The 22777-nt window shown below is 54.6% G+C and carries 16 protein-coding genes; 2 read left to right on the top strand and 14 right to left on the bottom strand.

Translation table 11 applies throughout. From position 1 onward, the window contains the following. Positions 1-17: 17 nt before the first annotated feature. Positions 18-620: a fused DSP-PTPase phosphatase/NAD kinase-like protein gene (locus GEOB_RS00345; protein ID WP_012645174.1), complete on the top strand. Its 603-nt coding sequence runs from the start codon at positions 18-20 to the stop codon at positions 618-620. Positions 621-675: 55 nt separating this feature from the next. Further along, entirely contained in the window at positions 676-2196 is a 1521-nt protein-coding gene (locus tag GEOB_RS00340; RefSeq protein WP_012645173.1) for a YiiX/YebB-like N1pC/P60 family cysteine hydrolase, read from the top strand. Between the two features lie 110 nt (positions 2197-2306). On the opposite strand, the gene GEOB_RS00335 is transcribed toward GEOB_RS00340, so the two are convergent. The 14 genes from GEOB_RS00335 to GEOB_RS00270 form a co-directional block, all read right to left on the bottom strand. Next, complete coding sequence (locus tag GEOB_RS00335; protein WP_012645172.1) at positions 2307-3773, bottom strand: B12-binding domain-containing radical SAM protein; 1467 nt, start codon at positions 3771-3773, stop codon at positions 2307-2309. A 150-nt stretch (positions 3774-3923) separates the two neighbouring features. Further along, positions 3924-5162: a hypothetical protein gene (locus GEOB_RS00330; RefSeq protein ID WP_012645171.1), complete on the bottom strand. Its 1239-nt coding sequence runs from the start codon at positions 5160-5162 to the stop codon at positions 3924-3926. Beyond that, a complete protein-coding gene (locus tag GEOB_RS00325; protein ID WP_012645170.1) occupies positions 5159-6502 on the bottom strand; it encodes a DUF2318 domain-containing protein in 1344 nt (447 codons plus the stop codon). Before GEOB_RS00325 ends, GEOB_RS00330 begins: the two co-directional genes overlap by 4 nt. Then, positions 6502-7188 (bottom strand): ABC transporter ATP-binding protein, encoded by a 687-nt coding sequence (locus GEOB_RS00320; protein ID WP_041267215.1) that lies wholly within the window; start codon positions 7186-7188, stop codon positions 6502-6504. The genes GEOB_RS00325 and GEOB_RS00320 overlap by 1 nt, the downstream gene beginning before the upstream one ends. Before the next feature lie 11 nt (positions 7189-7199). Next, the gene (locus tag GEOB_RS00315; RefSeq protein WP_012645168.1) at positions 7200-8363 is read right to left on the bottom strand and encodes an ABC transporter permease; all 1164 of its coding nucleotides are present in this window, start codon (positions 8361-8363) and stop codon (positions 7200-7202) included. 1 nt (position 8364) lies between these two features. Continuing rightward, complete coding sequence (locus GEOB_RS00310) at positions 8365-9594, bottom strand: ABC transporter permease (protein WP_012645167.1); 1230 nt, start codon at positions 9592-9594, stop codon at positions 8365-8367. A gap of 6 nt (positions 9595-9600) precedes the next feature. Continuing rightward, complete coding sequence (locus GEOB_RS00305; RefSeq protein WP_012645166.1) at positions 9601-10008, bottom strand: hypothetical protein; 408 nt, start codon at positions 10006-10008, stop codon at positions 9601-9603. An 82-nt stretch (positions 10009-10090) separates the two neighbouring features. Continuing rightward, entirely contained in the window at positions 10091-11710 is a 1620-nt protein-coding gene (locus tag GEOB_RS00300) for a spermidine synthase (RefSeq protein ID WP_012645165.1), read from the bottom strand. 83 nt (positions 11711-11793) lie between these two features. Next, the gene (locus tag GEOB_RS00295) at positions 11794-13137 is read right to left on the bottom strand and encodes a B12-binding domain-containing radical SAM protein (RefSeq protein ID WP_012645164.1); all 1344 of its coding nucleotides are present in this window, start codon (positions 13135-13137) and stop codon (positions 11794-11796) included. Next, positions 13134-14531 carry a cytochrome c biogenesis protein ResB gene (locus GEOB_RS00290; RefSeq protein WP_012645163.1) on the bottom strand — a complete coding sequence of 466 codons (1398 nt, stop codon included), beginning with the start codon at positions 14529-14531 and terminating at the stop codon, positions 13134-13136. Before GEOB_RS00290 ends, GEOB_RS00295 begins: the two co-directional genes overlap by 4 nt. Positions 14532-14539: 8 nt before the next feature. Then, entirely contained in the window at positions 14540-15373 is an 834-nt protein-coding gene (ccsA, locus tag GEOB_RS00285; RefSeq protein WP_012645162.1) for a cytochrome c biogenesis protein CcsA, read from the bottom strand. Between the two features lie 112 nt (positions 15374-15485). Continuing rightward, a complete protein-coding gene (locus GEOB_RS00280) occupies positions 15486-16457 on the bottom strand; it encodes a WG repeat-containing protein (protein WP_049764252.1) in 972 nt (323 codons plus the stop codon). Between the two features lie 137 nt (positions 16458-16594). Next, positions 16595-17788, bottom strand: coding sequence for a cytochrome c biogenesis protein ResB (locus GEOB_RS00275; RefSeq protein ID WP_012645160.1), 1194 nt, complete (start codon positions 17786-17788; stop codon positions 16595-16597). A 292-nt stretch (positions 17789-18080) separates the two neighbouring features. Next, entirely contained in the window at positions 18081-22532 is a 4452-nt protein-coding gene (locus GEOB_RS00270; RefSeq protein ID WP_041267018.1) for a CxxxxCH/CxxCH domain c-type cytochrome, read from the bottom strand. Positions 22533-22777: the final 245 nt, after the last annotated feature.

The following is a 22777-nucleotide window of genomic DNA, read 5'->3' as shown; positions in this document are numbered from 1 at the left end:
CAATGCGTGGAGGACTCATGAGATTTCCCGGATTGAATCACCACCGCCCCTGTGCCCGCCTAATGACCTTTTCCTGGCTAATCGTCTCCTGCCTCGTCCTGGGCGGAACCCCAGGCCTTGCCCGGCAGACTGTCGCGTCTGCACCTGCCAGCCCCCGTGCCGCCGAGGGGCTTGCCAACCTTCCCGGTCTGACCAACGTCGGCCACATCGCACCCGGTATCTACCGCGGTGCCCAGCCCGGCGCCGACGGCTATGCCACCCTGAAAAAAATGGGGATCAAAACCGTGATCGACCTCAGGACCAGTGAAAGCGAAAAAGCACAGGTGGAAGCTGCCGGGATGCGAGCCATCGCCGTACCCATTGCCATGTCGCGGGATGGGCTGAAAGAGAAGGTGGACGGGGTTGTCGCGCTCCTGGCTGATCCTGCCAATCAGCCGATCTTCGTCCACTGCCGCCATGGCCAGGACCGGACCGGCATCGTCGTTGCCGCCTATCGGATGAAGGTGGACAAATGGTCCCTGGCCGAAGCGGAAAAGGAGATGCAGGCCTTCGGCTTCAACGACATCTGGATCAATTTCAAGAAGTTCATCCGCCGGTATGGTAGTGAATTGAAGCAATGACCCCGTCCTGTCCTGATGCATGACGGATACATCACCGCATGAAGGAGATCGTCTGATGAAGCACCGTCTCTCTGCCCTGTCCCTGTTAACCACCCTCTTTCTCTCCATTCCCGCCTTTGCAGCCGATATATGCAAAGACCATCTCGTACGCAACCATGGCACCACCAATGCCTCCGTTGAAAAAACGCTACAGGAGGAACTGAACGATTTCCGTTTCCTGGCAGAACGGGCGCTGATGCTGCGGGCCGAGACAATCAAAGTGGGCAATAGCATCAAGAACAAGCAGGAACAGGGCAAGCCCCTGACCGGCGAAGACCTGGACCTGCTCAACCAGGGGATTGTCGAACACCTTGCCCTGCGCAAGGAACTACTCGCCGTAGCCGAGTCACACGAGTGCTGGCTGGACAGATCGGAAAAAGACCTGGCACAGCTTGGCATTACACCTGAAGCGCGCCTCAAGGGAATCATGCTTTCCCTCTCCTCGGCCCTGGTCCTCTACGACAATTATCTGCTTGCCATCTCCCTCTTCGAGGGAGACAGCAAGCTGCGGCGGCTCCTCAACGAGCGGGATCCGGGCTATGCCGTAAACAGCGCTGCCCTGGCCAAGGTTACCCTCCATTACGATTCGGTGGCCAACCGGCAACGGGTGCGCAAGGCCATCAAGTTTTACGAAAAAGAATCGGTCAGGCTCAACCGTTCAATGGCAAAAAGCTCTGAAATCGAATATGTCTCTACCCTGATCCAGCAGAGCCCCTCCTATACCATGGTTCGCAAATGGTCCCCCCTCTATGTCATCGGAAGAAAGCTCGGCTTTTTCGGTGCCGTCACCACCGACACGTTATCCTCCTTCGAGCGCGGCGGCATGAACCTGTTCAGCATGTTTTTCGGCAATGCGGTCGGATTGGTGGAAACACGCAAGGGCAAGCTTTACGGCAAATCGGAGATGCTGGAAGAGGTCAAGGCAACCCTGCAGGCAGGAGACATCCTGCTGGAAAAGACTCCTTTCCGCCTTACCGATAAGTTGATCCCCGGCTATTGGGGCCACGCGGCGGTCTGGGTCGGCAACGAAACGGAACTGAAGGAGCTCGGTATCTGGGAAAATCCGGTTGTGAAGCGCTACCACGACCAGATCCGCCAAGGCCGGCTGGTGGTGGAGGCGCTCCGTTCCGGGGTGGAGATGAATACCCTGGACCACTTCTTCAACATCGACAGCTTCGGCGCCCTGCGCAAGCCTGAATTGACCAGGGAAAGTCGGGCCAAAACGGTCATCCAGACCCTGCGCCAGGTTGGTAAACCGTACGATTTCAACTTCGATGTGGAGTCCAAGGAGCGAGTCTACTGCTCCAAGCTGGTCTATCTCAGCTACAGCGGCGTAGAGTGGCCCACCAAACGCTCCCTGGGACGGACCACCTTCACTCCTGACGATGTTGCCATGAAGGCAGCCAAAGATGGCGCTCTCCAGTTGGTAACTTTTTACCATGACGGAACCCGAGTGAATAAAACACCACTGGCGCGGATGACGGAATTAATGAGAGTTAAAACGGTGAAACAGGCGGCCTTAGGGAAGGTTCAGTAGCAGCATTTTCTTGATAAGACATGATTAAACAAGAAGGGGCTGGACATTGAATGTCCAGCCCCTTCTTGACTTTAATAAAACCCTCTCCCGCTTTTTTACAAAAACCAGGTTCAGGACATCTTTGCCATCATTTCTTCGATCATTGCCGGCACCTTGCCCAGCGTACCCTTACCGAGCTTTTTGATTATGAAGGAGCTGTTCATGATCAGCTTCATCGCCTTCATCAAGTAATCGCGCTTAAACGGGTCCTTCATGTTGAAGACCTCAGGTAGCTTCTTCATGTAAAAACGTCGATAGCAGTCGACAATGGCCACGTCCACCTGGAGAAGGCTCATCCGTTTCGGCTCGATGATGGGATCGATGAGGTTGTATTTGGCGTAGTCATGAACCTTGATGTAGTCCTTGACGTCATTGAACATGTCGGCATAGGGCCAGGGCGTTATGGCAAGGAAATGGGCATTGTCGGGATTATAGTACTGGGCCAGCTTCAACGTTTTTTCGATACTCTTTTTTGTTTCATCGGGAAAGCCGAGAACAAAAGAGGTCTCGGTGATTATGCCATGCTCGTGGATCAGATCAAGGGCCAGCTTTGACTGGTCCACATCAAGCTCTTTTTTGATGAAATCGAGGGTTTCCTGATCGGTGGCTTCGATGCCGATATAGATGTGAACCACCCCGGCCTTTCGGTACTTCCAGAGGATTTCCCTGTCACGGATGATATCCGGAACCCTTGTCTCCATAAGAAGGTAAATGGGCAGGTCCTTTGCGATGACCATATCAAGCAGGGCTTCCCACCGCTCCCGGTCTTTTGTCGGGTACTCGTCGGCAATGAGGAAGACATTTACCCCATAGATCTCGAAGAGGTACTGGATTTCGTCTGCCACCTTCTGCGGATCCCGACCCCGCCACGACTGCTCCCAGAACTTCTGCTGTGAGCAGAAGATGCAATCGTGATCACAGCCCCTGGAGGTGCTGATGGCGCCTAAACGGGAATTGGGGATGACGAAGTACTTGTAATCAGACCAGTCAAGGAGGTCCCAGGCTGCTGGCAGATCATCGAGATTCTCCCGAAAGCAGCGCTTGGCGGTTTTGATGACGCGGCCATCCCTTTTGAAGGCAACCCCCGGAACCTCGGCCACGTCAGTTCCCTTTTCCAGTGCCATCAGCAGGGCTTTAAGGGTTGTCTCCCCTTCGCCGCAGATGATGTAATCCACTGCATCGGTTGTATTGAAAACTTCCTCATAGCAGAAGGTTGGATGGACTCCGCCGATGATGCTGACGGCATTGGGATTGATCTGCTTCGCCAGTTGCAGAGTCTTGAGAGCGTCGTTGATGGTGGAAGTAATAGCTGTCGTGGCCACCACATCGAAGGTAGACGCCTGCAAACGCTGTTCGATCTCAGGATACCCATGATCCTTGGTCATGGCATCGTATATCTCCGCATCCAGACCGGCTTCTCGGGCAACACCGGCAAGATAGACGAAGTTCAGCGGTATCCACCGCCCGGCGACCTCCACCACGCCACAGTGGTACGGAGGGGTGACAAAAAGGATCTTCTTTGCTCTGCTTGCTTCCATGGACTGTCTCCACCCTCTGTTTTGCAATTTCCACTCCCCTGCATGGTTATTCAGCCTGATTTTTTACAAGCAAGATTTTAGCATCTTGTGCAACTTCACAGAGAAAAATTGCCGGCCATCAGGAATACTGGTTGCTGAAAAAATGTGAAATCACTGACTTTGGCAGAGGTGATCGAGCATATTGTGGAGGATGCCGCGGTGTTTTGCTGCTCGTCCTTCTGCCCGAGAAAAGACCTCTGTTGATCCATTACGTTGAATAAAGATAATCTCCCTGCGTGGAGCAAACATTCTGATGGGAATATAAGCAACAATTGCTCCCAGGAAGAGAAGGCCGGCGATCCACAGCAGCGGCAGGCCAGGATCCTTGACAAAATCTACAGCAACAAGTTTTTTTGCATCAGGAAAAGAAAGTGTGTACCCTCCCCTGCTCACGGTCCCCCCCAGTGGCAGCGTTCCTTCCGAAACCTGATCGTTGCCTTTCAAGACCTTGAAGCGCAGATTGAACTTGCCTGTGATATACGGCTCTGCCCCGGTCATGGGCTCGATGATGGTAAAGGATATCCTGTAAGGAGACCGGGGAATCTGGACGCCATCCTCTTTTCCCGGAGGGTAGATCATTAGTTTGATATAGCTGGAAAAAACCTGTCCGGATTCAGGGGGAGTAAATTCGATAAGTGGGGCAAGGCCGAGGTAACGGGGATAGAAAAAGATACCATTAATCCGGCCAGGGGGGTAAACGCCGAATTTTCTCACGCTCGCTTCATCGCCCTCCCCTAAGGTGATGTCCATGTCGAGGCTATGGGACAAAATGATGCCATTATGTTGACGAAGAGTGATTTGCTCTACTCGCCCCCTCACCCCGACTGCCTCGGGCAAGGGTTCCCCCTCTATAACGACATCCCGCAGAGAAACCTTGGTGGTCAGGCTGACCAATATGCCCGCAAAGAGACAAAAGCTGCCCATGAGAAACAGAAATCGAGCGGGGAAAATGCTTATTCCCTTCCATGCAGCGCAAGAGTCTCCTTTTATTCGATAATGGTAGCCTGATTGTTCAATTTTTTTCTCCAACAGCCCTGTCTGAACTGTGCCGAGAAATACCCTTTCCTGATAAGTCCCGACGGGTAATCCTTTCGCTGAAAGCCTTACTGCATGCCTTCTGTCGCTGAACTGGGCTGTTTCGCGGCAAAGAATGGCAAGGAGATTTACCGGTATGCAGGATAGGAGCAGGATAAGGGGGCTGTTACTCCTGACAAGGGCCATAAGAGCGACCAAGGTCTCGTCAGTGTAAAAGGCGATGATAATGTAGATGAGAGCGAAACATCCAAGAATGATGGGAGTTACCGCACGTGAAGCGATGATACTGTGAAAACCTCGGAGCAGGCGCCTCATTCTGGCCCCCCTGGGACTTTTTTCGCCGATTGAACCTGTTCATTCCAGGTGTTGATAAGACTCACGGCAGAAAGATGCACACCACCAGCGTCGGCGGTGAATGAGACTGGTACCGGATTACAGCCTCCCGGCTTGCCCACCGTCTCCAGCGGGATCAAGGTCTTGCAATAATAACAGATGACTGTACCTTCGCTCTGTCCGTACCCTTCCGGCTGGCAGATGGAGCAGGCATCGAGGACGACGGTCAGTTCATCTGAACGGTAAAGGACGAAGAAGCGTACCTTCTTTGCACCCTGCAGGAAGATATATTTGTGAAGTTTCCCATCTTTAAGGTCTGTTTCACCATCCTTGACAGGGATGTGAATCGTCCCAGCACCATCTGCTTTTACGGCAATAGGCTTCGGGTCCCAGTATTCAACAGAAGGGTGGCCACTCTCATATACTGCAACTGCCATCAATATAGTTGCAAAAAACGGAAAAAAGAGCAGACAGCGCCGTTCGCGGAGATGGCCCGCGATCAACTTGCGGCGTGTGGCGGCCTGTCGCACATGGGCCACCGAAGGGAGAGGCTGGCGGAATACGGCAATTGCTATCAATGCCGCTGGAATAAACCAGATGATAAGCCCCCCCCAGAAACCGACACCGTTGCTGAAAAGCATTCCTATATAGTCCCAGACATCGGTACGGAAAAAGGGATGGTCCGGAATGAGCATGGATTCAAAAAACTGGTGGACGAAGTCATGGATAAGCTTCATCACCTTCATGCTGAGGGGCGAAAAAAGGTCGAGCCGGGGGGAAGAGGAAGCGATAAACAGGAACAGGGAGACGGCCAGAAGGGGTAGCCCCCCCCTGGGCATTTTGAGGACCGATGGCAGGAGCGGCTCCAGCCGGTAAACCACCAGCCAGAGTTCCACCATTGCCAGAAGAATGAAGCCTACTGCAAGCACTGTGGCATTATCGCCGCTGTTGGATAGACGAAAGACAGCCAGGATGGCAAAAACCGTAGCGGTGAGAAAGGCTGCCATTGCGGTGACAGCAGGATGGTCGGACAGAGAAGGAGAGAACACCGTTATCGCAGGTGCAGGAGCCTTGTGCCAGGCAAAAGCGGCTACGATAAAAAGGGAAATAAAGGCAACGGCAACCAGAGATTTAATGATGGCAAAGGGTAGTTCGCCGGTGAAAGAACCGAAGAGCAGGAAACCGGCAACAGTGCCGGTAATCAGCCCAAGCACGGAACCGGCCGTCAGCGCACTCTTTCTCGCGGCAAAGGCCCGCGTCAGGCCCACTACCAGGACACCCCAGAGAATCAGCAAGGTCAAGCCCTTGACAAGGAGCGGCATCAGTTACTCCTCCCCTGCCGCACATCCTTTACCACTGTGCCGTCATCCATGAAGATGGTCCGCTGTCCCCAGCCGGCCACCTCCTGATTGTGTGTAACCAGCACCAGGGTAAACCGTTCCGTCTCATGAAGTTCTTTCAGCAATTCCATAACCAAATGGGTACTTTTATGGTCGAGATTGCCGGTCAGCTCGTCGCCGAGGAGCAGCTTCGGATTGTTAATGATAGCCCTGGCAATGCAGACCCGTTGCTGCTCCCCCCCGGACAGTTCTCTCGGCCGGTTGGCCAGCCTCTTGCCCAGCCCCACTTTTTCCAGTGCCAGACTGGCTTCAACAGCATCGGGAATGCTGTGAAAATACTGGGCCATCATCACGTTTTCCAATGAGGTGAGATAGGGAATCAGGTGGTGCTGTTGAAAGATGATGCCGACGGATTCCCGTCTGAACCTGGCCAACTGGTCTTCACTGAGGGAAAGGAGGTTCTCCCCGTCAACCAGCAGAGTGCCGGCTGTTGGGCGGTCCAGACCCCCCAAAAGATTCAGCAGAGTACTTTTACCGGACCCTGAATGCCCCATGATCGTCAGCCATTCCCCCTCGGTTACCTGCAAATCCAGAGGCGCCAGGGCACAAATTTCGCCGTAGCTTCTGGTCAATCCAACGGTCTTGATGATCGAAGACTCAGTTTTCACGGATGTCACCCCTATTCCCCCCTCAGGCTGCAAACCGGATCGAGACGGTAAACCGCGATCATGGATCCCGTGCTGCCAAGGAGGGCCAAGAAACAGCTGGCCGCCAGGGCAACCGGGAAAAGGGCAGGCAAAAAGTCGGCAGCCACGGAAAAGACCGTTTCGGTAACCAGGATGGCAATGGCATAGCCGGCAACATATCCTGCCAGACCCCCAACAAGACCCAAGAAGGCAGACTCTGCCCCAAAAAGCAGCAGGACCTCTTTCCTGGAGGCGCCGATTGCCTTGAGCAGGCCGATCTCCTTGCCGCGTTCCAGCACACTGCTGCCCATGGTGCCGGCAACACTGCCGCCGCAGGCGGTCAGCACCACCGCCGTCACCAGCAGCATCAACAGTTGAACCTTTTTCAGCAACGACTCACTGGTCCTGGCAACCTGGCGAACCTCTTTCACCTTAGCCCCATTCAGACGTTTCTGCAGGTTGCCCGCAAACCGCCGGAGATCCTCACCCGACGCCGAAGCCAAAACTCTGACTGCCGTTACCTGCCCGGGCACTCCCAGCGCCTTCTGCAGGGCCTGCAGATTAACAAAAACCAGCCCATCCTCTTCGCCGCCGCTGGAGACAATTCCCGCAACCCTGACAACCAGATTTCCGGCCGAACCCGCCAAAGTCAGCTCATCACCCGGTTTTACGGAATGACGCAGGGCAATGTCATTCCCGATAAGGCATTCGTGTGCCTGCGGCCACCCGCCACTCACCCGCCACCAGGGGAAGAGCCTGCGTACCGTTGAAAACTCAACGCCATCCGCAGCAACATTTCTGCCTTTAAGATTGAAAGCTCCCCGCAGGCTTGGGGAATAGTCCGCCCGTACGGTACGATCCTGCAATAGGGCTTGTTCCACCTGTCCCTGAGCCACATAAGCCGGTTCAGCTATCATACCGAAATTCATGCCACCACTTCCCACTTCCATTCCGGCACTGTCTCCCACAACCACCAGGTTGGCGCCATACCGCCTGATCTCCTCGGCGATCTTTTTCTCCATGGAGAAGGAAACAATCCCCAGAGCGGTAACCAGACTCGATGCCATGGCCAGAACAAGCAACAGCAGCAGCGTGCCACCCTTGCGATGGGCAAGGGAGCGGGTTACCACATGAAAAAACCAGCGTTTCCTGCTCATATCACCCCTTTATTACCTGCACCGGCTTAATGAGCAACGCCCTTTGCAGCGGAGCTACGCTACCGGCCACGGCAACGGCAAACGCAGACAGGATGGCAGTGGGAAAAAGCCATAGAGGCGATTTGATCTTGGAGTTGAACACCACACGGCTGATCAATTCTGCCAGCTGATCCCCCAGCAGGTAGCCGAGCAGCCCCCCAATCACGGAAATGATCAGAATCTCGCCGATAAAAATGGCGATTACCTGGAAGCGGTCAGCGCCAAGGGTTTTCATCAGCGCAACCTCCGTTTGCCTTTCGGCCATCGATGCCATGAGGCTGGTGGAGACGGCAATGGCCGATGCCGCCAGCGCCAGGGACGTCAGAAGGATGATGATCAGATTGAATTTTTTAAGCAGGGAACCTTCGGCACTGGCTATCTGCCAGATCGGCTTGGCCCTGCTCCCGGTCATTACCTCCTCCACATTCTTGGCAACCGAGGTGACGTAGGCGGTGCAGTACCATTTTTCGTATTCAAGCTTGTTCATGGTCGCCGGATCCCTGGAGCCGAACTCATCCATGGGCACCGTCAGGGCACTGACCAGAACTCTGGAGATGCGCCCTTCCTTTGCCAGCAGTCCCTGCACTGTCGCCAGCGGGGCAAAGAGCTGCTCCTCTTCGTAACCGCCAGTGGTCACGATCCCTGAGATTTTGAACCGCCGGCTTCTGCCGTCCTTTCGGGCAATGATCTCGCTCCCCGGGTTCAAGGCGAATCTTTTTGCCAGGGAGACGCCGACTATTGCTTCGTCTGCAGCTTGAGGCCATTCACCGGCTATTTCCCACCAGGGAGCAATCTGCCGTACCCCCTGGGTTGACGGCTCTGCCCCTTCCACCTGCAGTTCCTTGGCGAACCAGGTACCGCTGACAACGCCGCGTTCTTTTCTGCCGGCGGCTTCCAGCTCGACGATACCGAAGAGGTATGGTGCGAAGCCTGTAATGTTGTACTTCCAGAAAACGGTTTTGATATTTTTCAGGTCGGCCTCGACCAGTTCCCCCCCATCATCGGTAACGGAGGGTTCCACGAGGATGTTGGCGCCGTAGCTGCGTAACTCAAGGGCCATCTTATGGGATACTTCTCCGTAAATACCAAGGAAGGCTGTTGCCACGGCAGCGCCCATGGTTATGGAGAGCAACAGGAACAATACCGCCTTTGGCCGTTTGAGAAACGAGCTTTTCAGTATGCGCAGGAGCAATGGAGCCTACCCTTGAGCGACGGCCTGGACGCTTTGCCTGAGGGCTGCAACCTTCACCTTGAGCCGGCGCCATGCATAGACCCCCCAGATGACCAGCACTGCCATCACCACATGCTTGACCATCAATGCAGGCACCTGCAGTTTGTCCGCGGCGTTAGCCCACTCGAAACTGGTGTAGAAGACGGTCCGGGGAATGCCGCCGATAATGATCCACCAGAGGGCAAAGCGAAAGAATTTGACCATCTGGTCATAGGTCCTGAGGAAAAAGAGGCTTGCTTCCCGACTTGCCATAACTGCCTGGGTCCTGACGATGGCGTGAATGACGAAGGCGGAGGCGGCGAGAAGTGCGGTGGCCACATCGTGAAAATAATTGTTCATCATGATGGCCACACCCAGCTCCGGGCTGATCTGCATTGGATTTTCTCCTTGCTCACTCATTGTCAAATATAGAAGGTACAAAAAGTTGCTTCTGCGAGGCAGCTCCGCTGAACCTGGTTCAATGGTTCTCGTCTCTTTCTATACGGGCAATATCCCCCATAAGAAAATTACGGGCCAGAAGGAACTCCAGAATTGGCCTGTCATCGGTGTTTATAGGTATACGCCCGTCTTTGACCAGCTCTGCCACCTGTTCCGGAGTCCGGGACAGGACAAAGTCAAGATCTTCACCGGCCATACGGTGAACTCGTTCCCTGATCTCCCCCTCTCCGCGCTCAAACGGGATATTCCGGCCAAGCATTATCAGATCAAGTGATTCAGGCACCTTCCAGAGCATCACATGCTTGAATGCCGTGGCAAATGTTTTGATCATCATCGTCACATCGTCATTGGCAAGCACGTAATAGGGAAGCCACTGGCAGTATACTCCTCCCTCATTCAGCCTGCCGGCCGCGATACGGTAATACTCGCTGCTGAAGAGGCTCGCCACCTCTGATTCGGTGGGATAAGACGGTTCGGAGGAGATAACGTCGTATCGGACATCATTCATCGTAAGAAATTGTCGCGCATCATTGACAATGACCTTTACCCCGTCAAGCAGCCCTTTTTTTCCGTGATGGGCCACTGCCCTGACCACCGCCGGATTTATTTCCACCAGGTCCGTTACCGGTACATGCCCCTTGGCAGCGGCTACGGTAATGCCAGCCCCAAGACCTATGATGAGAGCCTTTTGGGGTTCGGTGTGGGCCGCAAGGGGAAGATAAGCAAGGAGGCGGGTATTAGCGATATCGGGCTGGAGTGTTCCTTCGATTTTTCCACCGACCTGCAGCATCAGGTTCCCGTCCGGCATCCTGAAGGCCCTTACCGAACCGGAGGCGTTTTCCTCATGAAAAACCCGGGCAGATTCCAAAAAGGGGCTCTGCACCAATGGCAACTCCGCCCAACTACTACCCCGATTGGCAGTGTAGAAATTGACCAGGGTGGTTCGTTCCTTCGTCTCGGCACTCCAGGCCGCCACGGCTAAAAAGAGCGTAAATATCCCAATCGCCGGGCGCAAGCCTGAACGTGCCGTCAACAGGAGAACAATGCCAAGAATCACGTTGATTCCTGCCGGCAGAAAGGTTGCCCCTTTGATTCCAAGCGTGGGAATAAGGAAAAACCCTGCAGACAGGGAACCGAACACCGCCCCAAGGGTGTTGGTGCCATAGGCGATGCCGATCTTCCGCCCCACCTCGGAAAGCTCACCGGTGATGCTTTTGGTCACCAGGGGGAAGGTCGCCCCCATGAGAAGCGCCGGCCAGAACATTACCAAAGCGCAGAGGGCAATCTGGACCGTGAAAAACAGGGGAGGATTCAGGTGAAGTGACTGGTACATCCTTGCGTAAAGCTCCGGCAGCGCATGGATAATAGGAATGCTGGCGATCCCGCCTATACCGATACCGATCTCGCAGAGGCCAAGCGCCTTCACGGGGTCCATCCGGTCTCCGAGACGCCCGCCGATGAACCCTCCAACAGCCAGTCCGGCCATAAAGGTGGCAAGCATAGTTGAGAGGGCGTAGACGGTGCTCCCCAGTACCAGCGACATAGCCCGTGACCAGACCACCTCGTAAATCAGCGCCGCAGCCCCGGAAAAAAAAGATGCACCAAGGACAATGGCACTGATCTTCCTTTTATCAAGCATTTCATCTCACCTCGATCCAATCGCGCAGCAGTCGGCAGTACCGATATATATCAGAAACCAAACTCCCAACAGGCCAAGTTCCGCTATCCCGGTGCCTCGGTCTTCTTCAGTGCTTCCCGCTCCCGTGCGAACTGGGTAAATGCCCGCCCCTGGGGATACTGTATCATCCACGAAGTGATGTGGGACATGGGAAAACCGCGCCAGGAGATCTGTGGGATACGTCCCAGAATTCGTGGAATGGTGAAAAGCTCGGCCCGCAGCTTGACGATCGCCTCTTCCCGGTAGTCGATGCTCATCAGTGGGTCATCGTGGGTAAATACGGCATGATTGCCGTCAAAGCTGTCCCAGTCGAGGCCGGGAACAAGATACGGCTTATACAGCTCGTACAGCTGTGTCCCTGGAAACGGAGTGGTCATAACCGGATGGGCCGAGACTTTCAGTTCATCGCACAACTTGAGTATGCCTTCGTAATCCTCGCGCCGGTCCTGCCTGCCGCCGATCATCATGAAGAGCATGACCTCGATGCCATGATCCCGGATTTTTTTAATGGCATCCCGCCGCTGTCGCCCCTGCTTGGTGACCGCCTTATACTCCTCCAGGCTGCCGATGTTGTTGGATTCCCAGCCCACCAGCACCGCCGTTAAGCCGGCCTTGCGGGCATTGGTCAAAAGCTCGCCTGCCCGGGGGTGGTCCACCGAAACCAAGTCGCCTGAGCCGAACCAGGACTTGCCCCGTAGGCTCTTCCCCATCTCCAGGTAGAGCTCGATGGTATAGTCCATGTTGACACCCCAGACGTTGTCGTCGATCCCCCAGAACAGGCGCCGTTTGCTTTGGGCAATCTCGGCAACCACCTCGTCAATCGGGCGGGTTCTCACCCGGCCGCCGAAGAATTCGTGAACCGAGCAGAAGGTGCAGCGATGGGGACAGCCGCGGGAAGTCTGAAAATAGCCGTAAACGTAGTTGGTCTTCCACAGGTTGGTGATTGGCCTGGAGAGCCCCTTCAGCTCCGGGAATCCGCCCTGATATACCGGCTTCAATCGCCTCTTCTCAGCATCGTCCAGAAGCGCTCCCCAGATCTCTTCAGCCTCGCCAAGGACAATAGCATCGGCATGGCGACCCGCCTCATCGGGCAGTGCCGTCACATGTATGCCGCCAAGGAGCACTTGCCGCCCCATTTGGCGCAGCCGGTCAGCCATGCGATAGACCCAGGGAGCCTGGGGGGTAAGCACCGTGAAACTGATCAGGTCGGCATCGGCCTGGTCCGGGTTGAACTGCTCCTTGTTGGCATCTACCAGCTCAACCGTCACGTCCGGACGAACCTGCAGGGTCAGCCCGGCAAGATATTCCAGCACCGGCGGCGCAATGGGAAGGCCTTTCGATTTTTGCCCTTTTTCACCGAATGGGGGTGAGACAAGAATCAGCTTCATGGCTCGTCTTGTACCTCTATTGTTCCGGAAAACTGCATTGCCGCCTTAAGTCCGGCGAACTCTTCCCTAAACATGACCGGGAAGTACTCGGACCGGCCGGCAAGAAATACCGTCTCTTCCTCTGCCAGGGCTCGAATATCACGGCGATAGAAGCCAAAACGGATGACCAGCGCAATGGTCATGAGCACGAAAGCGGCGTAAATTATCATGAGCCCCCTTTCCTGCCCAACGTAAAAATTGATCCAGTAGGTGTAGTCCTGCCATACCAGGCGCTGCCCGTTGCCAAACAAGACGGACTCATGGGGGCGGAGGGTTACGGTCTGCAGCCTCTGCCCATCTTTTTCAAGGGAGAGTGTCATTGCTGGATTGACGATTTCCCTGGTCTGTTTGGATGAGCTGTCATTCGGCTGCTGTTTCAGCGCCTGGGGCAGGTTTGACGACAGGCCCCTTGTCCGGCTCTGCTCGGCGACAATGTCGGTATGGAACCGGGCGCGGACGGTATACCCTTGCAGAGAAAAGCCATCTTCATCACCGTTCAGAATCTTGAGTTTGACGAACACACCGTCGATCTCTTTGCCGGCAGAATCCTGAACGACAAAAAGAGGGGCGACATCGACAGTCTTGATGAGAAAGGATAACCGGCCATCATAGTAAGGGCGATTGATGCTGATGCTCTTCCTTCCCTGACGGGTCTCCAGATCAACTGCCAGGTCAACCGGCACCGCCTGATTGTAGTAGGTCGGTTTCACAGCGGTTACGGTGAATTTCGAGGACGGCACGGTGCCGAATTTGGGGCGTGTAAAAATTTGTTTATAATTCCCGTCAAACTGCTCTCCGACAGCCAGATCAACCTCGGCGCGGAATTTGGTATAGATTGTTAGCACCCCTCCCGCCAGCAGCAGCAGAAAACTCAGGTGGAACAGCAAAGTGGCCAGTGGGGCATAGCGATTACGAATGCCGGCCAACGCCGCGCCGTCACGCATCACCCGATAGCCATGACTGTCCAGAACCGATGCAATATTATCGAGCGATGCACCTTTCAGTTCAGCGGAACAGCGGTAGCTTTGCACGAACCCGGCATTATCAGGTAGCCGCACCTCCCTGCAGAGTTTCCAGATCCCAGGCAGCCGGTCGATCATGACCAACAGGAGGTTTCCGAAAAACAGCACCCACAGGGTCATCATCAGGGGGGAAGAGTGGAACTCCGTGAGATTGAAGGTCTCAAGCAAGGCGACCAGAGTGGGATGATCCTGCTGCCATGCCAAGTACGCCTCCCTGCCGAGAATGGACTTCTGGGGCACTGTGATTCCCAACAGGCAGAGCATCGCCAGTGCAATGATCAGTGCGGCAGTGACCTTCAAAGACTTGAGGGCTGCAAGTAAGTTTTTCAGCACGCCTGCTCCTACTGCCCCTGCATCGCACGGAAGAGGTGCAGGCTCGATGTGACAAAGAAATTGATGCCGAAAAAGGTAATGACCATTCCAGCCAATGCCCAAATAACGATCCAGGCCAGTCGGCGGCCTCGCCACCCCATGGTGAGACGCAGGTGAATGGCGCAACCATATATCAGCCATGTCACCAATGACCAAGTCTCAACCGGGTCCCATGACCAATAGTTCCCCCACAGATCCTTGGCCCAGATAGCTCCGGACGGGATCATCACGGCATCGGTTATGAAGCCGAAGACCACATACTTGAACATCAATTCATCAAGCATCGGCAGATCGGGGAATTTTGCGTAAAACTCCTTCCGGGGGTTCTTCTCCTTAAGAAGGTAGATAATTCCCAGGCCGAAGGCGATGGCAAAAGCGCCAAAAGCCAGCCAGGCAAATAAAACATGGATTCCCAACCAGAAAGACTTCAAAGAAACCGACATGGGAATGAGTTGGGGAGAACGCATGACACCGAAACCGAACAGGAGCAGGGAGAACGGAATAGTGCCGACGCCGATGGCACTGAGGCTGCGATGTTTCCATATAAAGATGATGGTAAACAGCACCACGAACCAGGAACCTGCCGTTGCCGATTCGTAATCCCCTGCCCACGGCAGGTTCCCGACAGCAACATACCTGGCGATGATGGAGGCTGTATGGATCAGAAATACCGCAGCAATGGGGTAGATGATCTTCTGGAGGATGTTTTCTTTCCTGAAGACGAAGGCATAAATGTACAGGCTACTGATGATTCCGTAACCACAGAGGGATATCCAGACAAAGATTGATTCAAGAGGTGCCACAGTGAGAAACCTCCAAATTTCGGCTCCGTTGCCGGTTTTATTAAAATATCATGCCATCCGTTAACAAGTAAACCTGTTAAACCTTCAAGCCTTTTAGCATTTTCGTCACGACTTACTCAATTTCTGCCGCGAAGGTGACCACTTGGTCGATAATTGGCTGGTACCACTCATAGGTGGGAGGAACGACCAGATTCCCTTTCTTGTCGATGTATCCGCACAGGTCCCCTTGGCGCACAGCCGCCAACCCTTTGATAAAAATCGTTGCAGCCTCGAAACGGGGAGGGATGATCTCTCGTCCTTGGCGGTCGATGTAACCGACTTTCCCCCTTATTTTGACCGGCGCAAGCCCCTCTGAAAAGAGCGATGGTCCGTCCATTGTCAGCGGCACGGCATCCTTGCCTCGCCGGTCAATAAACCGCCAGGTGCCTTCTTGCTCTACTGCGGCCACGCCCTCCTTGAACCGGAGGCAGTTTTTATATTTTGCCTCTACTACCCAGACGCCATTGGTATCGATGAAGCCCCACTGGCCGTACTTGCCATTGATCTTCACGGCAGCCAACCCTTCGCGGAAGGGGGTAGCATCATCAAACATCGGCTGGATCACCATGGTCCCGGAACGATTGATAAAGCCGAATTTTTTTCCCTTCTTCACTGGCGCCAAACCCTCTGAAAAGAACCTTGCATCTTCGTAAAGCGGCTGAATGATCATCTTGCCCGTTGCATCCATGTACCCGGCCTTGTAACCATCTTTGGTGACGGCCACGACTACCGCCAAACCCTCGGTAAAAGCAAAGGTCGAAACAATGCTTGAGGGGATAACCATCTTGCCGGCCTTGTTGATATACCCCCACCTGTCACCAACCAGAACTGCCGCCAGCCCTTCGTTAAAGATAGAGGCCGCCTTGAACCGGGGTTCGATGACAATTTTGCCGGATGTGTCGATATAGCCATCCTTGCCACCAATCCTCACTGCTGCCAGCCCTTCGGAGAAAAGTGACGCGTTCTCGAATCGGGCCGGGATCGCCAGTTTTCCACTTTGGTCAATATAGCCGAACTTGCCGTTTTGCCTTACCAGAAGGCGCACTGCCTCTCCTTTCTGTAGGGGAGGCTCCGTCTCCTGCCTGCACGCGGCAAGGGCCATAGTGATGAATAGTAAGAAAGAAACAAGGCATCTGAATGTCATAGGTTGGGTCCTGTAATGTGGGTAGGTGAATGGGATGTTTATATGTCAACGGTTGAGTCGTTGATGGCTTTAAGTACTTTCGCATCCGTAGTGCGCAAAGATATGCCGTCGGGCGTTTCTGTAATCCAGACCCGTCGAGGCCTCCAGCTCAGACGTATCAACAATCCTAGCAGGGCAGTCCACACACCGGCAAACAGCGCACTCTTGTGGCGGCGGCGGGTTACATGGATCTCGCTCCATTGCCCCAGTCCTTCGAGCTTGGCAACATAGCCGGCCGATTCCTTTTTGTTCTCTCCCCAGAGGAATAGTTCGGTATCCACTATACGAGATCCTTTGTAGTCCACTGCCACTTTCATGGCTTTGTCCTGTGGCCGGAGCCATACCTCTCCCTTGACCTTCTCGAAATGATCATCATCGATTTCACCATGGAATGTATATCCCTCTTTCGGTTTGTCCAGGGGAAGGAGTTTGACGAAATTGGTGAAGACGATGTGGTTCGATGTGGTGGTGACGACCAGCCAGGCATCGAACAAAAAACGGGCCATGTGGATCTCAAAGGCGCCGATGCTAAGGGGAGAGCCAGGCCTGATGGTCGCCCGCTGCAGTTCCTTTCCGTCCGGGTCGCATATGACGATGTCGGTAGCGCCTTTAGGATACTTGCCATCAGGAAGGATCTGACGGGTTATCTGAAGCTTGACCGGCAGTTCATCGAACGAGGAGAGTGCACCCTTGGTGAGAATCCCGTAGGAGGAGGCTTCGAAGAGCTTGAGCGGCCCGCCGACCCCAAGCAGAATGGTGCCGGAGAATTGACGAACGTTGTCGTAGGTCCCTACCAGAAGGGTGAATGACAGCCCTGTCAGCAGGAGGAGCCTTCCCCAATACCCCCGGTCAGGCCGCTCTCCGTAGCGCCCGGATTCATCGAGGATATAGCCTGTTCGCACGAGATGCTCGCGTAGCTGTTCCCGGCCAAAGGGTACGGTTGCGGCCCGCCCTCGGAACAGCGCTTCTGAACCATATCGTTTCCCGGAACGGAATCGTCTCACATCAATGAACAGACGTGCAAGGAGCCAGGCCAGACAGAGCAGGTTGTTGATCAGCAGGATTATCGGGGAGATGGAACTCCCCCCGCTGATGCGCTGGAGAACCACCACCAGCGGAATGATGAGGAATACACCAAAAGCAAGTGGCGAGGTAACGACCAGAGGGAACAGTAAACGGATGCGTGTCATCATAAATTTAAAAAGTGATTTAGCGGGTTGTTGAAAAACGTCATGAGGAGGTCGCTATGCAAGGCTCAAGCGAGCGAGGGGACGAGGCGTACCCTCTGTACGTTGAGTCTCCGAGCGAGCGGCAACGCAGCAGAGCGACTCTTTAGGCCCCGCGGGTCCGCAATAGTTTTTCAACAACCTGTTAGGGTTGTGTGCATCACCCTTTCGTTTACCTGCATCTCCGCTCGTAGTAAACAGGAAAATAAAAGAAAGGAGCCGGTTGCCTGGCCCCTTTCATGCAACAATGCGCTAGGAGTCAATAGGTGATTGCTCGTGGCGTTCTGGTGACAGATTTTCCGCCGGAAGGATGCTGATTGCACGTGCTCCAGCTTGAGTTGTTCAGCGTATAGCAGGTTGCACCGGTTCCCGATGTCCAGCCCCCAGGGATGTACTTGGAGTTTCCCATACCAGGCATGAACCGCCTCGTCTGCTGAGAAGTATTGTTACCGTCCGTGTAGCTGGCATTGCCGCCGTGAATGCCCCCCCATCCGGTTTGGCCGCAGTTGTGGCAGCCTGAGCAGGTCATGCCGGTGATGTGTCCATCGCCATTCGTACGGGCAGACAGGCCGGTTGTCCCTGCAGTGTGTGTGTAATCGCTCCCGTTACCGCCGGTAATGTGAGCAGCGGTACCGCCCAGGGTTTTGCCACCTAAATCGTTGTAGATAGATCCGACATGGCATTTGAAACAGACATAATCGGTCGATGTATGGGTTGTGTCCGTGCCGCTAGCGGTCTGCAGCATATATTCGTTGGTGGAACCGTGAGCGCCGATGCCGCCTGATGTCGCCCACTTACCGCTGGTGTGGCAGTCACCGCAGTGGATTGTCGAGGTATCGCGGATGGAAACGCTACCTCCGAGTGGGGTGAAGGTGGATACGAACCGGTTTGGACTGGCCGAGAAAAGTGGTGTCGACGATGTATACTTTTGGCCGGACACGGCGTGATGGGAGTAGTTGGTGGTAGTGAATTGCGTTTTGACATCGATTACCCCAGGGCGTGTGACCTGGTCGTAACTGTTTCTCAGGGTGTCGTTGAAGGGGTTGGTCGCCGTTCCACCCGTAATGCTTTGAACAGTAGTATTGTTGACCCCATTGTTGTCATGACAGGCAAAACAAAAATTATCCATATTGGCGTGCTCAGAACCGGTCCAGACAATAGCGGTGTTGGTATCAACATTACGCAGGTCAATCTGGCCATTTTCATGCAGTGTTCCCTTGACGCCGCTGGTATCCCCCTCCATGTGGCACATGGCACAGTGGCGTACGGTCAAGGTTACACCGGTGACATGGTGTGAAGTTCTGGAAAATTCTGCTGTGATTATGCGAACACCATTATTATCGATATCGGCGTTGCCCGTGTTATTTTTGAGGCCGGCGTGACAACCGAGACAGTCCCCGCCGGATGCCTCGACTATACCGTTAATGTGTAGAGCACGATTGGCGCCGGCAGTAAATGTGCCGTCTGCATTGACGTGGGAATGGCAGCCGTTACATGCAGACAAGGCTTCTGTGCCGCTGTGGGAACTGCCCGTATAACCGGTAGGGGGGCAGCCATGGCACATGGCACAATCACCCGTATTTGACGGGGTACCGGTAAGATAGGCAGTATTGGTCCAGGTCGGGCTGGTATCCGACCCGTTGCTTGAGCCGTTGATCATCTTTCCGCCGTGGCAGTAGGTGGCGGTGCAGGTTGAAGATGCATAGGTCGGATTAGCTGTGTTCAGTACCGCATCGCCGGAAAAGACCGGCGCTGAAACACCATTCATATGGCCTACGGCAGTAATCGTAGCTGGAACGGTATGGCAATCCCCGCAAGCAACGATGCCGGTATATGCCGCTCGTGCCGTGAGATGAGGAACATGGGCACCAACCTTGCTATCATTCTCAGCCGTCACCTTTGTCGGCGCAGCACCGGTAGCCGCAGTGGAGTAGAACGGACTGGTTGCGGCCGAGCCGTGACAGTTTTCACAAGGAACGGTTGCCGAGTACAAACCACCGCCCCAAACCGGTGCACCCTGGCCGTGGCATTTGCTTGCCGTGCAGTTGCCGAAGCCATTGCCGACGGCGCCATTTCCCTGGGAATAAACGGTACCGGTGGCATAGGTGCCACTGAAGGAGAGTTCTATGGTCTTGTTCACATGGGTAGAGGTTGTAACTGATGTTTCGGTATAGCCGTTATGACAGGTTGCACAGGTGAAGTTGGCTGTTCCTTGGGCGTGTTTGACGTGATCGCCGGGGGCGGATGTATTGCTATCCATATTAAGATGGCAACTGCCGCAATTCATTGTCGAACTGCCCCAGGTTGGTGCGGTACCCGGATAGGTGGGAGTCGCGCCACCGGTGGATGATTGGGCTGTACTGTGGCAGTAGCTGGTACTGCAGGTGCCGTAGCCGTTGCCAGGTGCCTGGTTGGCCTGGGAATAAGTGGTGCCAGCGCCATTGCCGCTGAAAGAAATCTCGATCACCTTGTTTACGTGAGTGGCGGTCGTAACAGAGGTTTCCGTATAGCCGTTATGGCAGGTGACACAGGAAATGGCGTAGGTCTGGGCGTGCTTCACATGGTCACCGGTGGCGGAGGCGTTGGTGTCCATATCCAGGTGGCACCCACCGCAGCCAAGGGAGGCATCGTTCCACCCTGGTGATGTATAGGCAACAGGTGTAGCAGCACCGGTGTTTGACTGGGCATTGGAATGGCAGTAGATGTTGGTGCAGGTACCGTAGGTGGCACTGGGGGCTAATTTATTGGTATTACCGCTGATTCCTGCCGGATCGGCTCCGGTAACAGCCGGGGAATAACTGGAGGTAGAGCCGATGAGACCGGTGGTGGAGGAGCTTAACCGCCACTGGACGCTGCCGTTGACATGGTTGAAGCTGCTTGCACCCGGATGGCACTTGGTGCAGGAGAATCCATAGTTGCCGGCACTGCTGCTGGCGTGGGTAGTATGCTTTCCGGTTGCAGGAACATTGGCCGCTGAAGCGGCGTGACAGGTACCGCAGGCCGACTGGCTGCCGTCGGTAACAATCCACGATGGATTTATCGAGCCATTGGCGCCGGTCCACTGGCCGTGGCAATAGACATTGCAGGAGGTACGGTAGCTGGCGCTGGTATTGACGACGGTGCCGGTTTTGCTGGAAACAAAGCTGTAGGCAGGAGTGCCGCCAAGGGGCGAACGTCCGCTAAAGGAGCCGAAGGCAACTGGTCCGGCAAAGCCGGGCCAGTTGCTATTGTTGATATCGAAGCCAATCTGGATGGTTTTGCTCACCGACGGCATGGTATTGCCGCTGTGGCAAGTGGTGCACTTCATTCCTTCACCTGTCACGTGTGCTGAATGGGAACCTCCGCTGGTCGGGGGGGCGCCCAGGGCCAGTGTCGCCTCGGGGCTGGTTACCAGTGTTGCCGTACTGGTAGGTGGATTGCCGTGGCAGCCGTCGCAACCGGACCCTTTAAAGCCTGCACTGTGTGGATGACAGGAAGCAGCACAATCCTGGCGGTTATAATGGGGATCGGTGCTCCGGTTGGCAATCTTTGTCGAACTGTACTGGTGATACAGGGTCTTGTGGTGACATACTTCGCAGACGTTGCGGGAAGCATTGGCATAGGTGGTCCTGAGATCATCACCAAAAGTCCCCTGGGTATTGGCAATCGATGCTGTCATGCGCGAGAAAAGCACAGGCCTGCTGCCAAGTGGAGTAACTATCGTTTCCAGAACCCGCTTGACGTTGGTGGAATTTCTATTGTGGCAGGTGCTGCAGGCATAGGATGCCCCCCACGTACCGTAGCCCTTTGCGTTTGTTGGATCCAAATTGGCGCTTGTGTGCAGCAGCGGCGATCCGCCGCTGTTTACTGTTGTTTGCACTGTGGCGTTGGGTGGGGCAGTATGGCCGAAGGCGCTGACGCTGACGGTGGATGTATTAACCGCCCCGTCTGCAGCGGTAGCCTGGGCGGTTACGGTAAATTCGGCAGTTCCCTGCGCACCTGCTGGAAGCAAAAGTGACGCAGGAGAAATTGCCGTTAAGGTAAAATCGGACGTGTTGGTGTTGATCAGCCCCAAGTTAAAGGTAACATTACTGCAACCTGCACCACTGTCATTGTTTGTGACAGTTGCTGTATAGAGCATATTGGCCCCGGCAGCAACCAGAGACGATGAAGGGGATACGGCCAAGGTCGGGATATTTAGCGAACAGGGAAGGCCTGCAGTGTAGGAAACAGTAACCTCGTCCACCCACAGCGATGCCGTGGAGGCAGAATTGTTGCCTGATTTGGTGTTCATGGTGATGATCACCTGGTTTACATCCATGGCCAGAGTAACCCCTGTGCCGTTGCTCACAGTCCATGAACTGTTGGTAAGTTCGCCGGAACTGAGGATGTTGACGGTCGTTGCATCGGAATAGCGAAGGTCGACCGAGATGTTGTCACCAGTGGTTTCGTGGCTCGTGGTGAGTTGCGCGTAAAGAGAAACCGCATCAATGGTCGATCCGGCAGGAATGGAAACAGCCTGCGTCACTGTGCCGATAGTCGCGGTATTGCGGCCGGAGATGGATAGCTTTGCAGAACCACTGCTGGCTGTCCTTGTGGTGGTGCTGTCGTAAGTGGCAGTACTGAATGTCCAGCCGGCGCTGCCATTGAATACCCCATTGGAGACCATCTCTGTAGCGCTGGCAACCACTGGTCGATACCACCCTTGGTACATAAAGGTGCTCAGCAGCATGGTAAATCCTGCTATCAAGGCTATCTTAGCTCTAAGGCTAACCCCCCTGATTTTTCGTACAATAGTTTTCCCCATGGTGACCTGACCTCTACTATTTAATTTGAATTCGGTTAAAACACGCATTAGCAGAAATTATAAAAAATTGGCATGCCTTTATAAAATCTTACTCCATGCTCTGTTGGAAACATCAGGCCATATCATAGGAACTCAACAACCGCATAAATAGTGCCAACCGCGAGTGACGT

This window comes from Geotalea daltonii FRC-32, from assembly GCF_000022265.1.
In the GTDB taxonomy this organism is placed as follows: Bacteria; Desulfobacterota; Desulfuromonadia; order Geobacterales; family Geobacteraceae; genus Geotalea; species Geotalea daltonii.
The sequence above is the reverse complement of the archived record's forward strand: the minus strand, read 5'-3'. Positions and strand labels throughout refer to the sequence as shown.